The following is a 19,693-nucleotide window of genomic DNA, read 5'->3' as shown; positions in this document are numbered from 1 at the left end:
TGTGGCTAGACGTGGTAATTGTACCAAATAAAGTGTATGTAAGCAAACGGGTTATTCAATAACAGAAATGTTTTATAACTATGCAAATCTTTATAAAAATATAATGAAAAATTCTACAAAATATTTATTGCTTTCAACTAAATGAGTCGCAGAAATGCGGCTTTTTTTCTGTTTAAAGAGCCTAATTCTAAAGAAATTGTTTCCAATTCCATTTTTAAGTGCAACCTTCCAAGTTTTGGAACGTCATAGTAAAGAGTGCGGAAGAGATCTGCTTAGAACAAGACATTCCGTAACGATATTATGATCCGTGCAAGCGGTATCTACTACATTTTTTGGAGGAATGAGAATGCGCAAATGGGGTCTGCATTACTTATGTTTATTAATTCTTGCGGTAATCTTGGCGGGTTGTGGCTCAGCGGATAGGAATTCAGCGGCAGATAGTTCGGCAAAACAAAATGGTAGTATGAGTAATGAGGCAGCAGTAGAGGTACAATCGCAAAACTCGATAGACTCATCTGCGGATCAGAGTACCGCGGCAGCGCCTGAGATAGAAGCAGGTGGCAGCGAGAATTTGGCTGTAAAGGGCTCCACACCAGAGAATACGAATCAAACAAGTGCAGGATTTACTGGTAGCGATGTAGTAGCGGGCTTGAACAAGAAGCTGATCTATAAAGCGAATCTTAATATGGAAGTAGAAGACTATGGAAAAGCTCAGACTGAAATACGTAATTTAGTAACCATGGCTAATGGATATATTATTGAATTTAACGAAAACATGTCGCAGTACGAGCAAGGCGGGACGTTTATCCTTAAGGTGCCTGCCTCCGGATTCTCACCTTTTCTGAATAAATTAGAACAAGTAAAACACGAATCTCTACAGCGCAGCATTCAAGGTCAGGATGTCTCTGAAGAGTATGTTGATCTGGAGTCGCGTTTGAAGGCGAAGCAGCTAATGGAAGCACAATATACAGAGTTTATGAAAAAAGCGACGAAATCTACTGATCTGGTCGCCTTCGCGAACGAGCTTGGTTCGATTCAAGAAAGCATTGAGCAGATTAAAGGTAGAATGCGTTATATCAATCAGAATGTATCCTTCTCTACGGTAGAACTGAGAGTGTATCAGACAGATGAAAGTATTGCTGTGAAGGAGAAGGAGGAGCAAGGGCCGTTACTGGAACGTGCTTCAGATGCTCTTAAAGGAAGCTTAAATGCGTTATCTGTTATGTTTCAGTGGATTGTCGTTATCCTTGCAGGAGCGTTACCGATACTCATTGGAGCAGCTATAATATTAGCTATTGTTTTAGTTTCCCGTAAAAATATATACGAGCGTCGGGGGCAGCAGGCCCAGCGGATTCGTCAGCGAAATAAAGAACTGAACAGTGAGCAAGTTATCCCTGCGGCAACAGAGCCTAAGGAGGCAGTTTCAGAGGATGATTCGAAGGCTATTAAGGACTCAGAGGACTCAAAGAAAGAATAGCCCTACAAGCATAAACGCCCTCGGCGTCTTTATAAAGACGGTAAGCGTTTAAGCGAGAAATATAAGAATAATGTATAACGTGAAACTTATACTTTCTTATATTTTAAGAGAAAAAAACGGTTGTCATCCTAAAAAGGACGACAACCGTTTCTTTATGTGCTGAGGATTGATGTTTAGGCAGGCTGGAAGAGTATGCGATACTCCCCATATCCTTCCTTCTCCAAATCCTCTTTAGGAATAAAACGTAGCGCCGCTGAATTTATGCAATAGCGCAAGCCGTTTTCTCCAGGACCATCGTCAAAGACATGGCCTAGATGGGAATCCGCTACTTTGCTGCGCACTTCAGTGCGGACCATCAAATGACTGAGATCGGTCTTTTCTTTCACAGCGTAGTCCCGGATGGGACGAGTAAAGCTTGGCCAGCCGCAACCGGAATCGTATTTATCCTGCGAGCTGAATAACGGTTCGCCAGATACGATGTCTACATAAATACCATCTCCATGGTGATCCCAAAAATCATTCCGGAAAGGAGATTCTGTTGCACTGTTCTGAGTGACTTCATATTGAAGAGGGGTTAGACGTTCTTTCAAACTTTGTTTGTCCTCTTTATGTGTCCAGTGGGTTTCGATAAAATCCTCTCGGCCAGAACCTTTACGATAACGTTTGTAGTGTCCTGGATTCTTATGATGGTAGCCTTGATGATATTCTTCGGCAGGATAGAAGGTGGTTGCAGGGAGAATCGGGGTTACAATCGGACTAGAGAAAGGGCCGCTTGCTTGCAGAGCTGTCTTGGAAGCTTCCGCTTGTTCTTTTTGTTCCTCCGAATGGGTAAAGATTGCTGTTCCGTAAGAAGTCCCGCGATCATGAAATTGTCCACCTGCGTCGGTAGGGTCAATTTGCTGCCAGAACAGCTCAAGTAACTTGCTATAAGGGAAAATATCTGGGTTGAACGTAATTTGTACAGCTTCAACATGTCCTGTTGTTTCAGAACAAACCTCTTCATAGGTTGGGTTCACTGTATGACCGCCGGTATAGCCAGAGATGACACTAATGATACCTGGCAATTCTTCGAACGGCGAGACCATGCACCAGAAGCATCCACCTGCAAAGGTTGCTTTTTCCGTCTTGGTATTTATATGGTTAGTCTGATGTTCACTCATTGATATCCCTCCATTCACATAATGCAATTAAATAGATCACAATTTAATTATAAAGCAAATACTAACTGCCTGCCAGTTTGTAATCGATAAGTTCTTTCGCTATCGGCTGTTCTTCGCTTCTTGAGAGCGCGGACGCAAGCTCAGTCCAGCGATAATTAGCACAGCGGTATAGGCGATGATGGCAATAACCGCACTTACAGGGTCCTGAAACAGATGATCCCCAAGGAAAGCGTATAATGCAATTCCCGGTATTTTTCCTATGCCGGAAGCTGCAATATAGCTCCAAAAAGGCAGACCGGCAGCTCCAGCGTAGATGTTAACCACTGTTTGGGGAATGATTGGCATGAGTCGTGCTAGGACAATCGAAGCGAAAGGTCGCCGCTCAATGCCTACTGTGAACTTTTCGAGTGCGGGAATGGAGGCTAAATAAGCTCTCGCTTGGCTTTGAAACAAGTACTTCACAACACCAAAAAGGATTGCGGCAGCCAAGTTAGTAGCTAGCCAGCAAATCAAGGCTCCCACTAAACTTCCGTATGCATAACCGAAGAATCCGATGACAGCTTTATAAGGGACAACTGGAAACAGGGCCAGTAAAGTTGCAATCCCTGTAGAACTGAAAAGATTATGATCCTCTTTCATCCAGCTTAGGATGTCATATCTGTAGATAAACGCAAGGATTGTACCCGAAACATAAAGAACAATCGAGAACCATTTCTTCATAGATAATATGCCCCTTCTTCCACTCATTCATCTCATCATACGGGATATGAAGTAAATATTGAAGCAAAGATCAATTGTCAGCGAATGAGAAGCAGGTATAATAGCATTTGTAGAGAACAAAGAGAAAAGAACGATATATTGAAGTGTTAAGAGGGGGATGGATCAGTGATTGTACCTGAACGTAAAAGAGTCGCCATAATAGGCATCGGCAATATAGCCCGCAAAGTATATTTACCACTGCTCTCTCAGCATGATTATGCCGAGGTAGTTGGTGTTCTTAGTCATTCACCGACAACGGTGGAGCAGGCCGTTCATACCTACCGTTTTCCTAAAGGGACGACGAATCTGGAAGAGCTGTTATCTTGGGATCCGGATGCAGTATTTGTACATAGCCCAACAACTACTCATTATGATATAGTAACAAAATGTCTCGAACGTGGGATTTCGGTATATGTAGATAAACCACTTTCCTATGATCTAGAAGAGTCCAGAAGGATGGCAGAGCTAGCACAAGATAAGGGGCTTTTGCTAGGAGTGGGCTTTAATCGCCGTTTTGCCCCAATGTATGTCACCGCCAAGCAATGGCTTGAAGAAGTTGGCGGAATTAGCCATTGCAGTGCGATTAAACATCGAACGAAGCTACAGACAAGCAACAGCCGTGAAACCGTGTATGATGATCTTATCCATATGCTTGATTTGATGTTGTGGTTGTGTGGAGATCAGTATGAACTGCTTCGTAGTCATCTTCACTCTAGTGGAGAAGGTCGTCTTCTGCAGGCATCTGGAATGCTAGGCTGGAAAGATAGTGCAGTTGGGATGTACAGTATGGTCCGTGAAGCTGGTGTGGATTTGGAGAAGCTTGAGCTGCACGGAAATGGCAGATCGGTAGAAGTAGTGGATCTAGACAAGGCCATTCTTTTTGAAAAAGATACCTTACCGCATATTCAAGGCTTTGGAAGCTGGGATACTGTACTCGATAGAAGAGGTTTTAGTGGAGTGGTGAATAATTTTCTTAGCAACATAAATACACCGGAGCTATGCAGCATTGCTGCTTCAGCGGTACTGCCTAGTCATATGCTGGCGGCACAGCTTGCTGAATGAGGTCTCTGAGAAAGGAGAAGAATATATGGAGGATAACCGTAAATTAGTGGAGGAACAGATCATCGAAAGCTATAAGCGCGAAGAAGAGATGATGATTCTTGTATTTGCGCAGTGGTGTGTAAATAATGGACTCGATCCACATGCTCTATACTTGCAAGCTTATCCGCAGCAGGAAGGGAATGAAGCCTTGCGTCAGGCACTTGCCCTCACGGTTTCCGCGGAGGAAGCGGGGGACATTTCTGATGACACCGTTCTGGGTGTACTTTCGCTTTTTGGAAATGATGACTTGGCACAAATCGTAACTGAAGCGATTGCTCAAAGGGGATCTAAAGGACCAATGGGGGATTGACATTGGGGATATAATAATAGAGTCAGATGAACTTTTTTCGGTAAACGATGTTCATCATGGTTAAAATGTGTTAATATTATATATACTAACTAATAGTAAGTTTCGCTAGTGAGAGGTGAGAACAATGGAAGAACATCAATTTGCGATGTGTCCCAGATTTGAAACAGCCTTCTCTTTCTTAGGCAAACGTTGGAATGGACTTATTATTCAGACATTGATGAGTGGACCGAAGCGTTTTAAAGATATCTCCGGCCTCATTCCTTCAATGAGCGATAAGATGCTGTCCGAGCGGATGAAGGATTTGGAAGGTGAGGGTATCCTGGTTAGGCATGTATACCCAGAAACACCCGTACGTATTGAGTACGAATTAACAGACAAAGGCCGTGCGTTGCAGCCTGTTATGCAGCAGATTCAGTCTTGGGCTGAGAGCTGGGTAGACTAAAATTCACAGTAATGTTGTGGCCCTTTTTCCGGAATGGTGGAAAAGGGGCTTTTCAATTTCTAAATATTAGACAGTGACAGTTTTGTTCCAATCCTTTATGCTTGAAAAAAACTTGCACAGTTTAAAAATAATTGTAATATAATAGAAAAACATTGTATGATCCTTGAATGGAAACGCTCGCGTATTGGTTTTTGCTCAAATCTACTCAGCTGGAGTACAGGCATAGCAGAACTATTAGGAGGCGAGGGAGATGAAGACGAAGACGACCCTGTTTTCCCGGGAAATAACGTATGGAAAAAAGGATGTTGCTGAGCTAGAGAATGCTTCTATCAAAGTACAGCTCATCTATGACAAGACGTTGTTCATGCTGCATAGCCATCTTCCTGATTCCTTATGGGATGCGTGGATTGGCGTGCCTTACAGCATTATCTCTTCACTCTACAAAGGAAACAATGATAGTGGGACTATTTTTCAAAAATGGATTCAAAGTCCGACCGGCTGGAAGTGTATTGGTTGTGAACGGCACTGTCTGGAGTCCACGGAACCTCCACAAGATGTAAATGCGGCGAATCATGGGCGACAATATAAGTTTCATAACGGCATTCGCCAGAGTATGGTGCTTCAAGCTTTAATTTGGTCCATGTACGAGAATACCGTATTATTCAAACCCTTTTTAGGCGACGAGCCTTTTTTTGACGATGATGATTTGCATACGATATCCTCTTATTTCGTTCCAACTTATCTTAATGAGTTCCACCTTATTGAGCGGTCTAAGCCATGTAAAGAATACAAAGATCAGAATATACGAGTCTTTCAGGAATGGATTTCCGCACCTGATCTTGTCCTTAAATGGAATGGTGGCTTGACGGAAGGCAGATGGATGACCGGTGTTTATATGGATCACTCCCGTTTTGCCGGATTGGGACCTTATTTGAAGGATTCAAAGGGACAGCGGACGTATATGCAGGCTTATGTGCAATAAAGTGAGTTGAAAAAGCACCTTTGTAGGCAAAGGTGCTTTTTTGCGTTTACTTTGCATGTACATCAATCTCCAATTTCGTTCAAAAATAAGATACAATTTCCGTGCGTACAATCACAAGTCAATGTTCCTTTCAGGGTTAAGGTGAAGAAGTGGATAAGAGTTATTCAGAACCTAATCCCATAACCCAAGGAGGAGCTATAATGGAAACTAAACAACTTAATGATAGTATTTCGGATTCGAAGCAAGCACAATCGGTACAAGCTGGGTTTATCCCAGATGCACTAGTGAGGGATATTGTATTACAGTTCCCTAAAGCGGCAGATTATTTCAAAGCAAAACGGATTGATTTCTGTTGCGGTGGAGCTAAACCTCTTGCTGAAGCAGCTGCTGAGCGTGGTCTGGATCACGAGATAATCATCGGCGATCTAAACAAGCTGTTCGAAGAGTATCCAGTACCCCAAGAGGAAATCGCTTGGAATACTGCACCTTCAGAAGAGTTAATTGACCATATTATTAACAAACACCACCGTTATCTTCGTGAAGAGCTACCCCTCATTAGCCAAAATGTAACTAAGGTGTATCGAGTGCATGGCGGAGATTCTCCCCATTTGGTGGAGTTATATAACTTGTTCAACACACTTAAGGAAGATTTACTTACGCATACGGCTAAAGAAGAAGAAGATGAGTTTCCTAAGCTGTTGACATACGCTGCTAATCCTAGTGAAGAAGGCCTGACATCGCTTCGTGAGTCATTGTCTGAGCTGGAGAGTGAACATGATGGTGCGGGCGATATTTTGAGAAAAATACGTAGTATTACAGATGATTTCACTCCACCGGCGCATGCTTGCACGACCTATCGATTGACATATGCCCGGCTGGAAGAGCTGGAGAGTATGACTTTTGAACACGTACATTTGGAGAATAATATATTGTTCCCTAGGTTTCAGTGAAGATGAATATTGTTCTAAAGAGTCCCTTAGGGGGCTTTTTTTATAGGGAATTATAGAATGTAAAGAAATGCGGATAACTACGTTGAAAAAGGTAGAATAAATGATCGTGAAAAATAGGATGGATGGATGGATGGATGGCAGGCAGGCAGGCAGGCGGAAGGATTGCTTAAAAGCGGACTATGAGATAGGACCGAGTGAGCAGAAAGAGGGGGATAAATCCCCCAGAATATGTGAAATGACGCTGAATGAGCAAAAAGAAGGGGATAAATCCCCCAAAATATGTGAAATGAAGCTGAATGAGCAGAAAGAGGGGGATAAATCCCCCAGAATATGCGAAATGACGCCGAGTGAGCAGAAAGAGGGGGATAAATCCCCCAGAATATGCGAAATGACGCCGAACGAGCAGAAAGAGGGGGATAAATCCCCCAGAATATGCGAAATGACGCTGAATGAGCAAAAAGAGGGGGATAAATCCCCCAGAATATGCGAAATGACGCCGAACGAGTAAAAAGAGGGGGATAAATCCCCCAGAATATGCGAAATGAAGCTGAATGAGCAGAAAGAGGGGGATAAATCCCCCAGAATATGTGAAATGACGCTGAATGAGCAAAAAGAGGAAGATAATTAAAGATACTGAAAGTAAGCTTATTATTACTTATTTGAGAACATGGCTTGTTTAAGTTATCCTTAAAAAGACAGTATACATAACTTTACAAGCCTGAGACGCTATAGGGTCATTAGGCGGGACAAGGCGGTGCCAGGATGCCCATGCGATCTTTGTGGAAATTGATGCTAGGATTAGTCATTGTATTCATAATAGGTGGATGCTCTACTAACAATGACGGCAATAGTAATGCTAATAATGGTGTGGCAGGATCAGAGGGACCGACAATATCGATAAGGGTTGGAGATAATGAACTGCTTACTAAACCATCAGATAGGTTACTTAGTGGGAGTTATAGAAATGGAATATCGATCATGGAGCTACTGAAAGGTAGTAATGTTGCCACATTTGCTGAGGATAACTCAAGCATTGTTTCGGTAAAGAATTTTTCGCTAGAGGCGGGAATGGTTTGGGAGCTTCAGATGGGCGGTCAAATCATTGGGAATGCGGATTGGAATAATACTGTAGGGTATGATTCACAGCTAGTCTTCACCGCGAAGTCAAAGGACCATCAAGCACCACTTCAAACTGTAAGGCTGACCTTGAACGGTGGAAGTGTAGAAGTAGACTTGCATCATACGTATATTATGTTATTTAAAGAGGATTTAACTGTAAGAGATCTGCTCAAAAGCTGTAGTAGCGTACAGTTGGCCGATGACAATAAAAAGGTGCTTTCCGTCGACGATTATACTCCTCTTAGTAATGAAGAATGGAAGCTTAAGGTGAATGGAAAACAACTACTCGATGATGGAATGGATATGAAGCTCAGGGCTCAAGATGAATTGGAAATTTTATTGACTTTACGCTAAAAAATCGTACATTAAGCCAGATCAACGGTTGTTCAGAATCGTTAATCTGGCTTTTTATGTGGAAAAGATATGTAACAATTATCAGTACACTGAAGTGTGAAAATATTCACAATTAAAGTGACTGCAATCACAATGACGACTTGAATTTGAACCGTATAATTCCAATATGTAGAAGAGAAATTGATCAGGTATTCATAAGCTTGAGGAGGCACCTAACCATGACAACGATAAGAGAAAAACTAGTATTAGTCGGCAACGGTATGGCAGGCATAGGTACGATTGAGCAGATATTGAAGCTGGGTGGAGCTTATGACATCACGGTTTTTGGAAGTGAACCTCACCCCAATTACAATCGCATCATGTTGTCTTATGTTCTTGAAGGAAGTAAGACCCTTAATGATATCATCCTAAACGACTGGAATTGGTATGAAGACAATAGTATAACTCTACACACGGGAACAACGGTGACACGAATTGATGAAGGCTCGAAGCAAGTTGTTACGGATAACGGGATGATAGTGCCCTATGACAAAGTGATTATTGCGACAGGCTCGAATTCGTTTATTTTACCTGTACCTGGCAGTGATAAAGAGGGCGTTGTAGGATTCCGGGATATTTCAGACTGTGATGCGATGCTGGCAGCGGCCAAACAATACAGCAAAGCGGCTGTCATCGGCGGGGGTTTGCTTGGGCTGGAAGCGGCAAAAGGTCTTGTGAACCTAGGCATGGACGTAACCGTAGTTCATTTGATGGAAGATCTGATGGAGCGTCAGCTTGATCGGAATGCCTCCTCGATGCTGCAAGCTGAGCTTGAGCGTCAAGGTGTGAAATTTGCTATGGGCAAACAAACGATAGAATTGATCGGGGAACAGAGAGTAAGTGGATTGCGTTTTAGTGATGACAGTACGCTTGAGGCAGATTTTGTGGTAATGGCTGTTGGAATCAAACCGAACGTGACATTGGCAAAAGAAAGCGGAATCTCCGTAAATCGTGGGATCTTGGTGGATGATTATTTGCAAACTTCCATGCAGAATGTATATTCCATCGGTGAATGTGCCGAGCATCGCGGTATGTGTTACGGACTGGTGGCTCCACTATTTGAACAAGGCATGGTTCTAGCTAAACATTTATGTGGTAGTGATACCAAGCCTTATGAAGGTTCGATTGTTTCCACGAAGCTTAAAATATCTGGGGTGGATGTATTTTCTGCAGGTGAGTTTTTGGATTCTCCTGAACACACTGTGATCTCAAGCAAAGATGAATGGAAGAGAACTTATAAGAAAATTTTGCTCAAAAATAATGTGATTGTCGGTGCGGTCTTGTTCGGTGATGTGACGGAGTCCGCCAATTTGCAAAAGCTAGTAAAACAAGGCGCGATAATGACCGATGAGATTTATACGGAGGTTATGGGAACAGGCTGCTGCGGTGGCGGAGCTAAGAAGAGCACATCCGTAGAAGCAATGGCGGACGAAGAAATTGTCTGCGGCTGTAATGGTGTAACTAAAAAAGATATCGTGGATGCTGTCACTGAACATGGTTTTACTACTGTGGATGAGATCAAAGCATGCACTGGCGCTACTCGCTCTTGTGGTGGTTGTAAACCCGTAGTAGAACAAATCCTGCAATTTGTCTTAGGTGACAGTTTCCAGCAAGCTGCTAAACAAGGTATTTGTGGGTGCACAACGCTTAGCCGTGATGAAATTGTTGCTGAAATTACAGCTAAAGGTCTTAAGACAACAAAAGAGGTCATGAATGTACTTGGTTGGAAACAAGAGGAAGGCTGCTCCAAGTGTCGTCCGGCGATTAACTATTATCTAGGGATGATGAACCCTGATACCCATCAAGATGAGAAAGAATCCCGATTTGTAAATGAAAGAATGGGGGCCAATATTCAAAAAGACGGAACCTACACCGTGATACCACGCATGTATGGTGGGGTAACAACACCGGAGGATTTGAAGAAAATCGCCGATGTCTCCCTTAAATATGATGTGAAAGTTGTGAAAGTGACTGGTGGGCAACGCCTGGATCTGATTGGTGTGAAAAAAGAGGATCTGCCGAAAGTATGGGAAGAGCTCGATATGCCATCAGGTTATGGTTATGCCAAATCCCTGCGTACGGTTAAGACTTGTGTGGGCTCCCAGTTCTGCCGCTTTGGCACACAAGATTCGCTGGGAATGGGCGCGCTCATAGAACGTAAGTATGAACGTCTTGATTTTCCTGCCAAGTTTAAAATCGCTGTCAACGGCTGTCCACGTAACTGTGCGGAATCCTGCACGAAGGATATTGGCATCGTCGGTAATGATGGTGGTTGGGAAGTGTTTATCGGTGGTAACGGTGGGATCAAGCCACGGATCGCAGACTCCTTCTGCAAAATTAAGACCGATGAAGAGTTGATCGAAGTGTGCTCCGCTGTGATGCAATATTACCGGGAGACCGGCAATTATTTGGAGAGAACCTCCGAGTGGGTTGAGCGTTTGGGACTTGAGCAGATTCAAACGGTCATTCTGAACAATGAAGAGAACCGTAAAGAGCTGGCCGCACGGATTGACTTTGCTCTGACTCAGGTTACGGATCCTTGGAAAAAAATGCTTAATGACAGCAGCACTCGTACTGCGCTTTTTGAAGAAACAAGAGTCTAGCGGATATAACGCACACAGAAGGGGAGAGACCAATGAATAAGACAACACAAACTTATACAATAGGATCAGTACAGGATTTCCTGCTGCAGATTGGCCGTGTGGTGATTGCTGGAAATGTTGAACTAGCTGTGTTCCGTGCGTCTGACGGAGCCATCTATGCACTTGAGAATCGGAGCCCTCATCCAAAAGGGGGTCCGATTGCTGAAGGGATCGTTTCGGGTCACTTTCTTTATGATCCATTGTATGATTGGAAAATAGATCTTCGCACGGGTGAAGTTCAGGCACCGGATCAAGGTATCGTTGTGACTTATCCAGTTTCCCTTGTCGGAGACATTGTGACAGTGAGCTTGTAAACACCGAGCTTGTAGTAAAGGATGAAATAGAAAACGGTGGGGTGGAGTATTATGTTTACTCAAAGTGTGGAGAACATTGTTGAGGCGGCAGTCAGCAAGCGAGACCAAATGAATGAAAGTTTACCAAGATATTTTCTAGCAGCCCTTTTGGCAGGGGCATATGTAGGCATTGGGATTATCCTTATTTTCTCGCTGGGAGCACCTCTAGCGGCTGCCAAATCGCCTTTTCAACCCCTCATTATGGGTGCATCCTTCGGTATTGCCTTGACTCTTGTTGTGTTTGCAGGCTCAGAGCTGTTTACCGGAAATAATATGTTCTTTACGGTTAGTACACTTGCTGGTAGAACAAGTATCTGGGATACTGTCAAGAACTGGGTGCTTGTGTTTGTAGGGAATGTGGTAGGGGCAGTGATTTTAGCACTTTTGATTCGAGGAACTGGGCTATTCAGTGCGGCTCCCCCAGAGCATCTGATCTTTGCGGCTGCAGCCAAGAAAATGAGCCTTCCATTTTCAGAGCTATTTTTCCGTGGGATTCTATGTAACTGGCTGGTCTGTCTAGCGCTATGGATGGCCTCACGCGCCAAAAGTGAAACTGCCAAGCTGGTTCTAATCTGGTGGTGTTTATTTGCCTTTATTGCGAGTGGATATGAGCACAGTGTGGCTAATATGACGCTGCTGAGTGTTGCTGTGTTGCTCCCGAATCACCCGGACACCGTTACAATTGCCGGATGGATCCACAATATGATTCCTGTTACGTTAGGAAATATAATTGGCGGTGGCGTATTTGTCGGTATGGCCTACTGGATGATCTCTCCCGTGCGTGGTACTCAGACCAAGCGTTAAGAGTTTATTTATAGTTATAGGGCTGACCCCATTTCGGGTTCAGCTCTTTTTCTTCTTGTGGTATAAAAAAAGACGCCTATGTTAGGCGCCTTTGACCACTCTATTTTATAATGTGCAGAATAATGGGGTCATGTATGTTTCATTGAGGAGAATAGAGGGTACATTATTATGGAATTAAATTCGGCAGATCTCGTTTGGACACATTTCGCAGTGGCAAATTTCCTGCAGCATGCCAAGATCCTTGATGACAATCATACCGTTCTCGTACTCAACCGCGTCTTTTTTACGCAAGTCGCTCAACATCCGGTTCACACTCTCACGAGTAGCACCGATCATGTTGGACAGATCTGTATGCGTAATTTTTTTGTTGATGAGGATGTTCTCACCATCGCTGCTCTTCTCACCATAAGTATTACCAAGTCGAATGAGAGTGGAGCAAAGTGCGCCTGGTTTGCCATACATCATCAAATCACGGAATTTCGTTTGAGTTAGGCGGTGATGAATGCCCATCCATTTCATAAAGTCGATGGCAAAATCACAATGTTGGCAAATGAGAATTTCTAAATCCTTTTGCTCGATAACGCCAACTTCACTTTCTTCAATCACTTCTGCAGTAAAGCTGTGCTTGGTGCTGAAGAATGGATCCGCTTGACCTACCATATCGCCGGCTTGGTACATATAAAGAATAAGTTCTTTACCTTCATCCGTTGATTTAGTTAATTTCACACGTCCACGTTTGATATAAAACAATTTATCCGAGTAGTCGCCTTCCCAGAAAAGATGTGAACCCTCTGGAACAACGCGTTCTTTCATAGTAACAAGAAGTCTGTTGAAATTCTGTTCGGAGAAACAGTTTGTATTTCCGTGGGCTTCGATGACATTGTAATGTTCTTTTAGCATAATCGACATCCCCTTTATTCCCTCAGTTTTTCAGTAAATTTTAAATTAATTATACCTCTAAAATCTTCGATTTGGTTAAGAAAAACCATTTAAAAGTGTCGAATTTTCAACATTGTGATTATTTTCACTTCAAAAGTGCAAGATGTAATATGATTTTTAACTAAAAAGGAGTAAGAAGTTCTTTATATATCAGCAGTGGCAATCCATTATTCTCAAATAATGGGTCTGTCGCTGTTTTTTTTGTGCTAATTAGATTCTACATAGTATACTGCAAAAATTCATGATATAGAAATCCATTCGATTTCAATTCCGTATAAATGCACACATCTTCATTAAGGTCAGACATTGGCGCAACGGGTATGGAACGATATCCTGAGAATGGAGCAAAAACCAGGAGAAGGGGAAATCATACATGGCTAAAGTGGCTGACAAATATCTTAAGGTAGATCCTTGGGCAATTATTGAAGAGGGCTTTGATCCAGAACGAAATCGGACCTCGGAATCTATTTTTTCGCTGGGAAATGAGTATATGGGTGTGCGGGGGTATGCTGAGGAAGGTTACTCTGGGGATTCCCTGCAAGGCAGTTATTTCAACGGGCTAAATGAACAATTGGACATTGGCAATCATTATAAAGGGATTATTCGCTCGCTGAGATATATGGTGAATGCGGTGGACTGGCTGTATACACGGATCACTGTGAATGGTGAACAGCTGGATCTGGCAAAAAGTAAAATATCAGATTATGTGCGCAAACTGGATCTTCGTAGTGGGACCTATCGGCGGGAGCTAATCTGGCACCTAGATGATGGGAAAATTTTAAAAGTTGTCTTTACACGCCTGGTAAGTATGACGATGTCTCATCTGGGACTACAGCGGGTGGAATTTGAGCCCCTTAATTTCTCGGGCAGCGTGGACATTTGTGCAGGTCTTGATTTCAGCATTATTCATGAGGAACGCGGCGAATGTATGTGGAGTAGTCTCCGCAGTGGAGAACAAGGATCTACCACAGCTATCATGGCGAGAACAGTGAATACAGCTAACAAGCTATTCTCTAGCTTTTCGTTACAATCTTCACAGCCGCTTCAGCTTACGCGAGTTGAACATGATAAATTTATTGGACGAAGCTTTACTATGGATCTTGCTCAGGGAGAAGCGACCCATTTTACAAAGCTGGTTATCAACTGTTCGGATAGTGAATCTGCCCATACAGCTGAAGAGCTGTGGAGCAAAGGGTTAGCTCTTGCTGAAAGTGCAAGCCAACTGAGCGATACTCAAATATTCGCGGATCAGACGGCATATTGGAATGGTATCTGGGAGACAAGTGATATTCGGATCGAGGGCGATCCTGAGAATCAGCAGGGCATTCGTTTTTGCATTTTCCAGCTTTATCAGACTTATCATGGTGATCATTCAGGGTTCAATATCGGCGCTAAAGGATTGACGGGAGAAGTGTATCGTGGTTTGGCGTTCTGGGATACAGAGTCGTATTGCTTACCATTCTATATGTTTAATAATCCTAAGGCTGCACGGAGTTTACTGGACTTTAGATATAAGACATTACCTCAGGCTATGCAACGCGCTAAAGATGTGGATTGCGATGGCGCTTGCTACCCTATTGCTACAATAGACGGAACTGAAAGCTGTGATCTCTGGCAGCATTCGAATCTTCAGCTTCATGTAGGGACTGCTATTTCCTATGGTATCTGGCATTATGTCAAAAATACTGGGGATAAAGAATTCCTGTACAGTAAAGGCGCTGAAATGCTGATCCAGATCAGTAGATTCTATGCTACACGCGGTCAATGGGGTCAACAGAGTGGGAAATATGGATATTTTGGCGTAATGGGTCCTGATGAGTTCCAATTGATGGTCAATAATAACTGCTATATTAATTTGATGGCCCAAAAATCATTTGAATACACGCTAGACACCCTGAGTGAAATGAAAGAACAGGCACCGGAGGCATTTGCAATGGTTGCGGAAAAGACGGGGCTCCGTGACGAAGAGTTTACCGATTGGAAAAATAAAGCAGACCATATGAAGATTCCGGTTGACGAAGTGACTGGAGTATTTGAGGAGCATGATGGATTCTTCGATATGCCACATATTGATATTCATTCCATTCCTGTAACAGAGTTTCCGCTCTACTCGAACTGGTCGTATGATCGATTGTACCGTTATGACATGATTAAGCAACCGGATGTTCTCATGTTTATGTTCTTATATAATGGACAATTCTCTAAAGAAGCGAAGCTGGCTAACTATGAATATTACGAGTCTAGATGTATTCATGAGTCTTCACTTTCACCTTCGATCCATTCCATTCTGGCAAGCGAAATCGGCAAGCCAGAAGAAGCCTATTCGTTCTTTGAATTTGCGACAAGACTGGATTTAGACAATTACAACCGTAACACACGCGAAGGATTGCACACGACTTCGATTGCAGCCGCTTGGATGAATATTGTGTATGGCTTTGGAGGTATGCGTTCAGATGGGGATCGTTTGTCCTTCCAGCCTTCATTGCCGGAGCGCTGGAACGAGTATAGCTTTCAAGTGATGTATGAAGGGATATTACTACGTATTTTGGTCAACAAGACTTCAGTAACGCTCACCGCAATTCATGGGGGGAGCACTGATATTACAGTGTATGGGCAGTCAATTACGGTGGACGCATCCGGGACGACACTTCCGCTAGGTGAAGGGATGTTGGCTCGATGAGCTGGGCGGTTAGGGATAGCTGTTTTGACAAGCAATTGGTGACGACGAACGGGAACAAATATATGTTAGGCAATGGCTATATGGGATATCGCGGGACTCTTGAGGAATTCGGTAAAACTGAGTTAGTTGCCGTAACTTTAGCTGGTCTATATGACAAAGCGGGAGATAAGTGGAGAGAACCTGTCAATGCTCCAAATGGATTATGGACCAAGATTGTCTGCAACGGTCAACCGTTAAGTGTGCTAGAGCGTGAACCGAGCTCTCATGTTCAGGAGCTGAATATTCGTAGTGCCATGCATCATCGGAGCACGGGCTATAGTCTATCTAATGGTGGGATGTTGACATTTACTGCAGATCGTTTCGTAAGCCAGGACAATCTTCACCTGCTCGTTAGTAAATACTCTATCCATAGTACACAGGACTGCCAAATTGTGATTGAGACCGGGATTGACGCAGATGTATGGGATATCAATGGTCCCCACCTCTATGGTCAAAAAGTACAGTCACAGGGTGAGGTACTAGTCTCTTCCTCCACTAGTGGAGAATTGAACATTCCTGTAGTTGTGGCGGAAAGAGCCGTATTTAATTTCGGAGATCAACAACTGGATGAAGGCGCTAGTGTTCGCCGGATTTCTTTTGAAGCGCGTGCGGGTGAGACCTATGAATGGTTTAAGTACGTTGCGGTATATACTGGACTTGATGTTAGTGTACCGGAGTCAGAAGCAGTAAAGTCTGTCCTAGCTGCTGAAACGCTCGGTTATGACGAGTTATTACAGGCTCATCGCCAGCAATGGGAAGAAAGATGGTCACTTAGCGATGTCATTATCGAAGGCGATGAGGATGCCCAGTTTGCTTTAAGATACAGTATTTATCAGCTGTTAATTATTGCACCTACAGTTTCGGAGAAGGTTTCTATCCCAGCTCGTGGTTTATCGGGTCAGGTCTATAAAGGTGCAGTATTTTGGGATACGGAGATGTTTATGCTGCCGTTCTTCCTGCATACGGATCCAACGGTTGCTCGCAACCTGATGATGTACCGGATTCATACCTTGGACGGAGCTCGCCGGAAGGCCGCGGAATATGGTTATTTGGGAGCATTCTATGCTTGGGAAAGTCAGGATACAGGAGACGATGCTTGTACACTGTTTAATGTGAATGATGTATTTACCGGTCGACCAATGCGGACTTATTTCCGTGATAAGCAGGTTCATATCAGTGGGGATGTTGTACATGGGATCTGGAAATACGTTCAATTTACAGGTGACGAGAGCCTGCTGACTAGCGGAGGGGCGGAAGTGATCTGGGAATGTGCCCGGTTCTTCTACTCTTATGCTTACTATAATTCAGTAAAAGAACGCTTCGAGATTCTAGATGTAACAGGTCCAGACGAATATCATGAGCGTGTGAACAATAATGCTTTTACGAATGCTCTGGTTAAGGAGACACTGGAGATTGCCTTGCGCACAGCAGAATTGCTGCAAGAAAAGTATCCGGAAGTGTACAACCAACTGTCTACAGAGTTTAGTGAAGGTCCGTTTCTGACAGAGTTCAAAGCTATGCTGGATAGCTTCTATGTTCCGCAGCCAGACCCTGCCAGTCTTGTCATCGAGCAATTCGACCGTTACTTCACCTTAGAAGATGTTAGGCTGCCAGATTTGAAATCCCGTGTACTTAACAAAAATGAGTATTTGGGTGGCGGTAATGGATTAGCCACAACCACAACAATACTGAAGCAAGCGGATGTCGTATTGATGTTGAATCTATTCAAACATTCCTTCACCAAGGAAGTGAAACAAGCGAACTGGGAATTCTACGAACCGCGCACCGAGCATGGGTCAAGTCTTAGTCCTTGTATCTACGCTTTGGTAGCTGCCGATATTGGTTCGCCGGATTGGGGATATCCATATTTTATGCGTACGGCTACTGTTGATCTCACGGGAGAATCTAAGCAGTACGTAGGCGATCTTTATATCGGTGGTACCCACCCAGCCGCTAACGGTGGTGCTTGGATGGCTGCGGTGCTTGGTTTTGCAGGGTTGGATTATGATGGGGGAACTGTCCATATCAAACCTTCACTGCCTAAACATTGGCAGTCTGTTGAGCTACCGGTTACGCTTCGGGGAGATACCTTTAAACTGCGGATCAGCAACGATGAAGTTACAGTTACCACAGCAGCTGACTACAGCGGGACTCTTGTGTTCTCGGTACAAGGGGGCGAAGGAAAGTCCTGTGGTGCAGGTGAGAGCTTGCGGCTAACCTTGGCTGAAACAACAGTATAGACATTAACTAACAACGGAGAGGAATTAAATCCATGTTGCAAAATATGAAGGGTGCCATTTTCGATCTGGACGGCGTTATCGTAGATACGGCCAAATATCATTATTTGGCTTGGGCGAGTCTTGCTGACGAGCTAGGCTTTACATTTACAGAGGAGGATAACGAACGTCTTAAGGGCGTGAGCCGGATGAGATCGCTCGATATTCTTCTGGAAGTTGGTGGCCTACAATTTGAAGAAGCGGAGAAGCTTGCGATGGCGGAGAAGAAGAATCGTCTATATGTAGAGTACATCTCGAAGCTTGAGGAGTCGGAACTGCTTCCTGGCGTTAAAGAATACTTAACTGGACTGAGAACGCGCGGGATTGGAATTGCGTTAGGTTCAGCTAGTAAGAATGCAGAGTTTATTTTGAATAAGCTGAACATTACGGATCTGTTCGATGCCGTTGTTGATGGTAATAAAGTGTCTCTTGCCAAGCCGGACCCGGAGGTATTCTTGATCGCTGGTCAGGAGCTAGGCTTACAGCCGGACGAATGTATTGTGTTTGAGGATGCGGAGGCAGGCGTTCAAGCAGGTAAGGCTGCAGGTATGAAGGTAGTAGGCATAGGAAAACCGGAAGTGCTGAAGGAAGCCGACATGGTTGTAAAAGGGCTGTATGAGTTGTTGACAGACTAAACTATCCTTAGTCTTATGAATAATTGGTGCTGGACCCGCCCCCAAGTAGTGAATTCTACTGGGGGTGGGCCTTTTTTACGTAAATGTAAGGAACGATCAAGTGGATAAGAAGCACAGTGTACTTCAATGATGTGGATGGTTGACTAATTAGTTACTCAACTGGGGAATAAACCTGCAAAAGTGCATTATTAAATGATACGAAGATGGAAAAATCATTAATTCCTGCAAATCTGCAGTTATTCTTGCTCAATAACAAGCCTTCAAGCCATTAGTGAGAATATACCTGTACATTTGCAGTTTTTGGACTTCATGAAGAGGAAATCTGTACAAAAACCTGTACTTTTGCAGGATTTTACTAGTCTAGCGAAAGGTATGGATGATTAAGTGGGATTAACATTTTCATGTTGGGGTGTGAGCCGAGGGCTCATGAGAGTTTTTTGATCGAGCAATAATTGACATCAATCGTAGCGCACTTACACGAACCCTTACGGACCCCAGAGCCCTTATTTGTAAGATTTCCGCACATTTGAGATGCTATCCGACCCCATAGTCGTTATGTGTTCGAAAATGCTAGATATTCCTCCTAATCATGGCGAATACCGTCTTTCCAGTCCGAATGTCCCTCAATAAGG

General features: G+C 43.6%; 17 protein-coding genes. 14 read left to right on the top strand and 3 right to left on the bottom strand.

Annotated elements, in window-relative coordinates; translation table 11 throughout:
• Window positions 1-346 precede the first annotated feature (346 nt).
• Window positions 347-1,477 carry a DUF4349 domain-containing protein gene (locus tag ACWNM1_RS20200; RefSeq protein WP_449602391.1) on the top strand — a complete coding sequence of 377 codons (1,131 nt, stop codon included), beginning with the start codon at window positions 347-349 and terminating at the stop codon, window positions 1,475-1,477.
• A gap of 173 nt (window positions 1,478-1,650) precedes the next feature.
• On the opposite strand, the gene msrA is transcribed toward ACWNM1_RS20200, so the two are convergent.
• Both msrA and ACWNM1_RS20190 read right to left on the bottom strand, forming a co-directional pair.
• The gene (gene msrA, locus ACWNM1_RS20195; protein ID WP_449602390.1) at window positions 1,651-2,637 is read right to left on the bottom strand and encodes a peptide-methionine (S)-S-oxide reductase MsrA; all 987 of its coding nucleotides are present in this window, start codon (window positions 2,635-2,637) and stop codon (window positions 1,651-1,653) included.
• Between the two features lie 99 nt (window positions 2,638-2,736).
• Entirely contained in the window at window positions 2,737-3,357 is a 621-nt protein-coding gene (locus ACWNM1_RS20190; protein WP_449602389.1) for a TVP38/TMEM64 family protein, read from the bottom strand.
• A gap of 165 nt (window positions 3,358-3,522) precedes the next feature.
• On the opposite strand from ACWNM1_RS20190, the gene ACWNM1_RS20185 reads away from it, so the two are divergent.
• The 10 genes from ACWNM1_RS20185 to ACWNM1_RS20140 all read left to right on the top strand — a co-directional run bounded on the left by ACWNM1_RS20185 (window position 3,523) and on the right by ACWNM1_RS20140 (window position 12,492).
• Window positions 3,523-4,458, top strand: coding sequence for a Gfo/Idh/MocA family protein (locus ACWNM1_RS20185; protein ID WP_449602388.1), 936 nt, complete (start codon window positions 3,523-3,525; stop codon window positions 4,456-4,458).
• 25 nt (window positions 4,459-4,483) lie between these two features.
• The gene (locus tag ACWNM1_RS20180) at window positions 4,484-4,807 is read left to right on the top strand and encodes a hypothetical protein (protein WP_449602387.1); all 324 of its coding nucleotides are present in this window, start codon (window positions 4,484-4,486) and stop codon (window positions 4,805-4,807) included.
• A 124-nt stretch (window positions 4,808-4,931) separates the two neighbouring features.
• Window positions 4,932-5,249 (top strand): winged helix-turn-helix transcriptional regulator, encoded by a 318-nt coding sequence (locus tag ACWNM1_RS20175; protein ID WP_042129916.1) that lies wholly within the window; start codon window positions 4,932-4,934, stop codon window positions 5,247-5,249.
• Between the two features lie 250 nt (window positions 5,250-5,499).
• The gene (locus ACWNM1_RS20170) at window positions 5,500-6,231 is read left to right on the top strand and encodes a hypothetical protein (RefSeq protein ID WP_076300835.1); all 732 of its coding nucleotides are present in this window, start codon (window positions 5,500-5,502) and stop codon (window positions 6,229-6,231) included.
• Window positions 6,232-6,431: 200 nt separating this feature from the next.
• On the top strand, window positions 6,432-7,181 hold the full coding sequence (gene ric, locus ACWNM1_RS20165) for an iron-sulfur cluster repair di-iron protein (protein ID WP_449602386.1): 750 nt from the start codon (window positions 6,432-6,434) through the stop codon (window positions 7,179-7,181).
• 100 nt (window positions 7,182-7,281) lie between these two features.
• Complete coding sequence (locus ACWNM1_RS20160; protein ID WP_449602385.1) at window positions 7,282-7,689, top strand: hypothetical protein; 408 nt, start codon at window positions 7,282-7,284, stop codon at window positions 7,687-7,689.
• A gap of 254 nt (window positions 7,690-7,943) precedes the next feature.
• Complete coding sequence (locus ACWNM1_RS20155) at window positions 7,944-8,654, top strand: hypothetical protein (protein WP_449602384.1); 711 nt, start codon at window positions 7,944-7,946, stop codon at window positions 8,652-8,654.
• A gap of 218 nt (window positions 8,655-8,872) precedes the next feature.
• Window positions 8,873-11,296: a nitrite reductase large subunit NirB gene (gene nirB / locus ACWNM1_RS20150; RefSeq protein WP_449602383.1), complete on the top strand. Its 2,424-nt coding sequence runs from the start codon at window positions 8,873-8,875 to the stop codon at window positions 11,294-11,296.
• Between the two features lie 32 nt (window positions 11,297-11,328).
• Window positions 11,329-11,649, top strand: a complete 321-nt coding sequence (locus ACWNM1_RS20145; RefSeq protein WP_449602382.1) for a nitrite reductase (NAD(P)H) small subunit — start codon at window positions 11,329-11,331, stop codon at window positions 11,647-11,649.
• Window positions 11,650-11,700: 51 nt separating this feature from the next.
• Complete coding sequence (locus ACWNM1_RS20140; RefSeq protein ID WP_076300840.1) at window positions 11,701-12,492, top strand: formate/nitrite transporter family protein; 792 nt, start codon at window positions 11,701-11,703, stop codon at window positions 12,490-12,492.
• A gap of 174 nt (window positions 12,493-12,666) precedes the next feature.
• Here the strand turns inward: ACWNM1_RS20140 and ACWNM1_RS20135 are convergent, their stop codons facing one another.
• Complete coding sequence (locus tag ACWNM1_RS20135) at window positions 12,667-13,392, bottom strand: Crp/Fnr family transcriptional regulator (protein WP_042129903.1); 726 nt, start codon at window positions 13,390-13,392, stop codon at window positions 12,667-12,669.
• 412 nt (window positions 13,393-13,804) lie between these two features.
• Here ACWNM1_RS20135 and ACWNM1_RS20130 point away from each other — a divergent pair, with 412 nt between their 5' ends.
• Genes ACWNM1_RS20130 through pgmB form a run of 3 tightly spaced genes read left to right on the top strand, consistent with a single transcriptional unit; the run spans window position 13,805 to window position 19,061 of the window.
• On the top strand, window positions 13,805-16,111 hold the full coding sequence (locus ACWNM1_RS20130; protein ID WP_449602381.1) for a glycoside hydrolase family 65 protein: 2,307 nt from the start codon (window positions 13,805-13,807) through the stop codon (window positions 16,109-16,111).
• On the top strand, window positions 16,108-18,390 hold the full coding sequence (locus ACWNM1_RS20125; RefSeq protein WP_449602380.1) for a glycosyl hydrolase family 65 protein: 2,283 nt from the start codon (window positions 16,108-16,110) through the stop codon (window positions 18,388-18,390). The genes ACWNM1_RS20130 and ACWNM1_RS20125 overlap by 4 nt, the downstream gene beginning before the upstream one ends.
• Window positions 18,391-18,422: 32 nt before the next feature.
• Entirely contained in the window at window positions 18,423-19,061 is a 639-nt protein-coding gene (gene pgmB, locus ACWNM1_RS20120) for a beta-phosphoglucomutase (protein ID WP_449602379.1), read from the top strand.
• Window positions 19,062-19,693 lie beyond the last annotated feature (632 nt).

The organism is Paenibacillus sp. Marseille-Q9583 (assembly GCF_976954365.1).
The sequence above is the reverse complement of the archived record's forward strand: the minus strand, read 5'-3'. Positions and strand labels throughout refer to the sequence as shown.

Coding starts and splice junctions, on each gene's coding strand:
- ACWNM1_RS20170 (WP_076300835.1), top strand. CDS start 5,500: ATGAAGACGAAGACGACCCTGTTTTCCCGGGAAATAACGTATGGAAAA.
- ACWNM1_RS20200 (WP_449602391.1), top strand. CDS start 347: ATGCGCAAATGGGGTCTGCATTACTTATGTTTATTAATTCTTGCGGTA.
- ACWNM1_RS20180 (WP_449602387.1), top strand. CDS start 4,484: ATGGAGGATAACCGTAAATTAGTGGAGGAACAGATCATCGAAAGCTAT.
- ACWNM1_RS20155 (WP_449602384.1), top strand. CDS start 7,944: ATGCCCATGCGATCTTTGTGGAAATTGATGCTAGGATTAGTCATTGTA.
- ACWNM1_RS20135 (WP_042129903.1), bottom strand. CDS start 13,392: ATGCTAAAAGAACATTACAATGTCATCGAAGCCCACGGAAATACAAAC.
- ACWNM1_RS20175 (WP_042129916.1), top strand. CDS start 4,932: ATGGAAGAACATCAATTTGCGATGTGTCCCAGATTTGAAACAGCCTTC.
- msrA (WP_449602390.1), bottom strand. CDS start 2,637: ATGAGTGAACATCAGACTAACCATATAAATACCAAGACGGAAAAAGCA.
- pgmB (WP_449602379.1), top strand. CDS start 18,423: ATGTTGCAAAATATGAAGGGTGCCATTTTCGATCTGGACGGCGTTATC.
- nirB (WP_449602383.1), top strand. CDS start 8,873: ATGACAACGATAAGAGAAAAACTAGTATTAGTCGGCAACGGTATGGCA.
- ACWNM1_RS20160 (WP_449602385.1), top strand. CDS start 7,282: ATGATCGTGAAAAATAGGATGGATGGATGGATGGATGGCAGGCAGGCA.
- ACWNM1_RS20130 (WP_449602381.1), top strand. CDS start 13,805: ATGGCTAAAGTGGCTGACAAATATCTTAAGGTAGATCCTTGGGCAATT.
- ACWNM1_RS20140 (WP_076300840.1), top strand. CDS start 11,701: ATGTTTACTCAAAGTGTGGAGAACATTGTTGAGGCGGCAGTCAGCAAG.
- ric (WP_449602386.1), top strand. CDS start 6,432: ATGGAAACTAAACAACTTAATGATAGTATTTCGGATTCGAAGCAAGCA.
- ACWNM1_RS20145 (WP_449602382.1), top strand. CDS start 11,329: ATGAATAAGACAACACAAACTTATACAATAGGATCAGTACAGGATTTC.
- ACWNM1_RS20125 (WP_449602380.1), top strand. CDS start 16,108: ATGAGCTGGGCGGTTAGGGATAGCTGTTTTGACAAGCAATTGGTGACG.
- ACWNM1_RS20190 (WP_449602389.1), bottom strand. CDS start 3,357: ATGAAGAAATGGTTCTCGATTGTTCTTTATGTTTCGGGTACAATCCTT.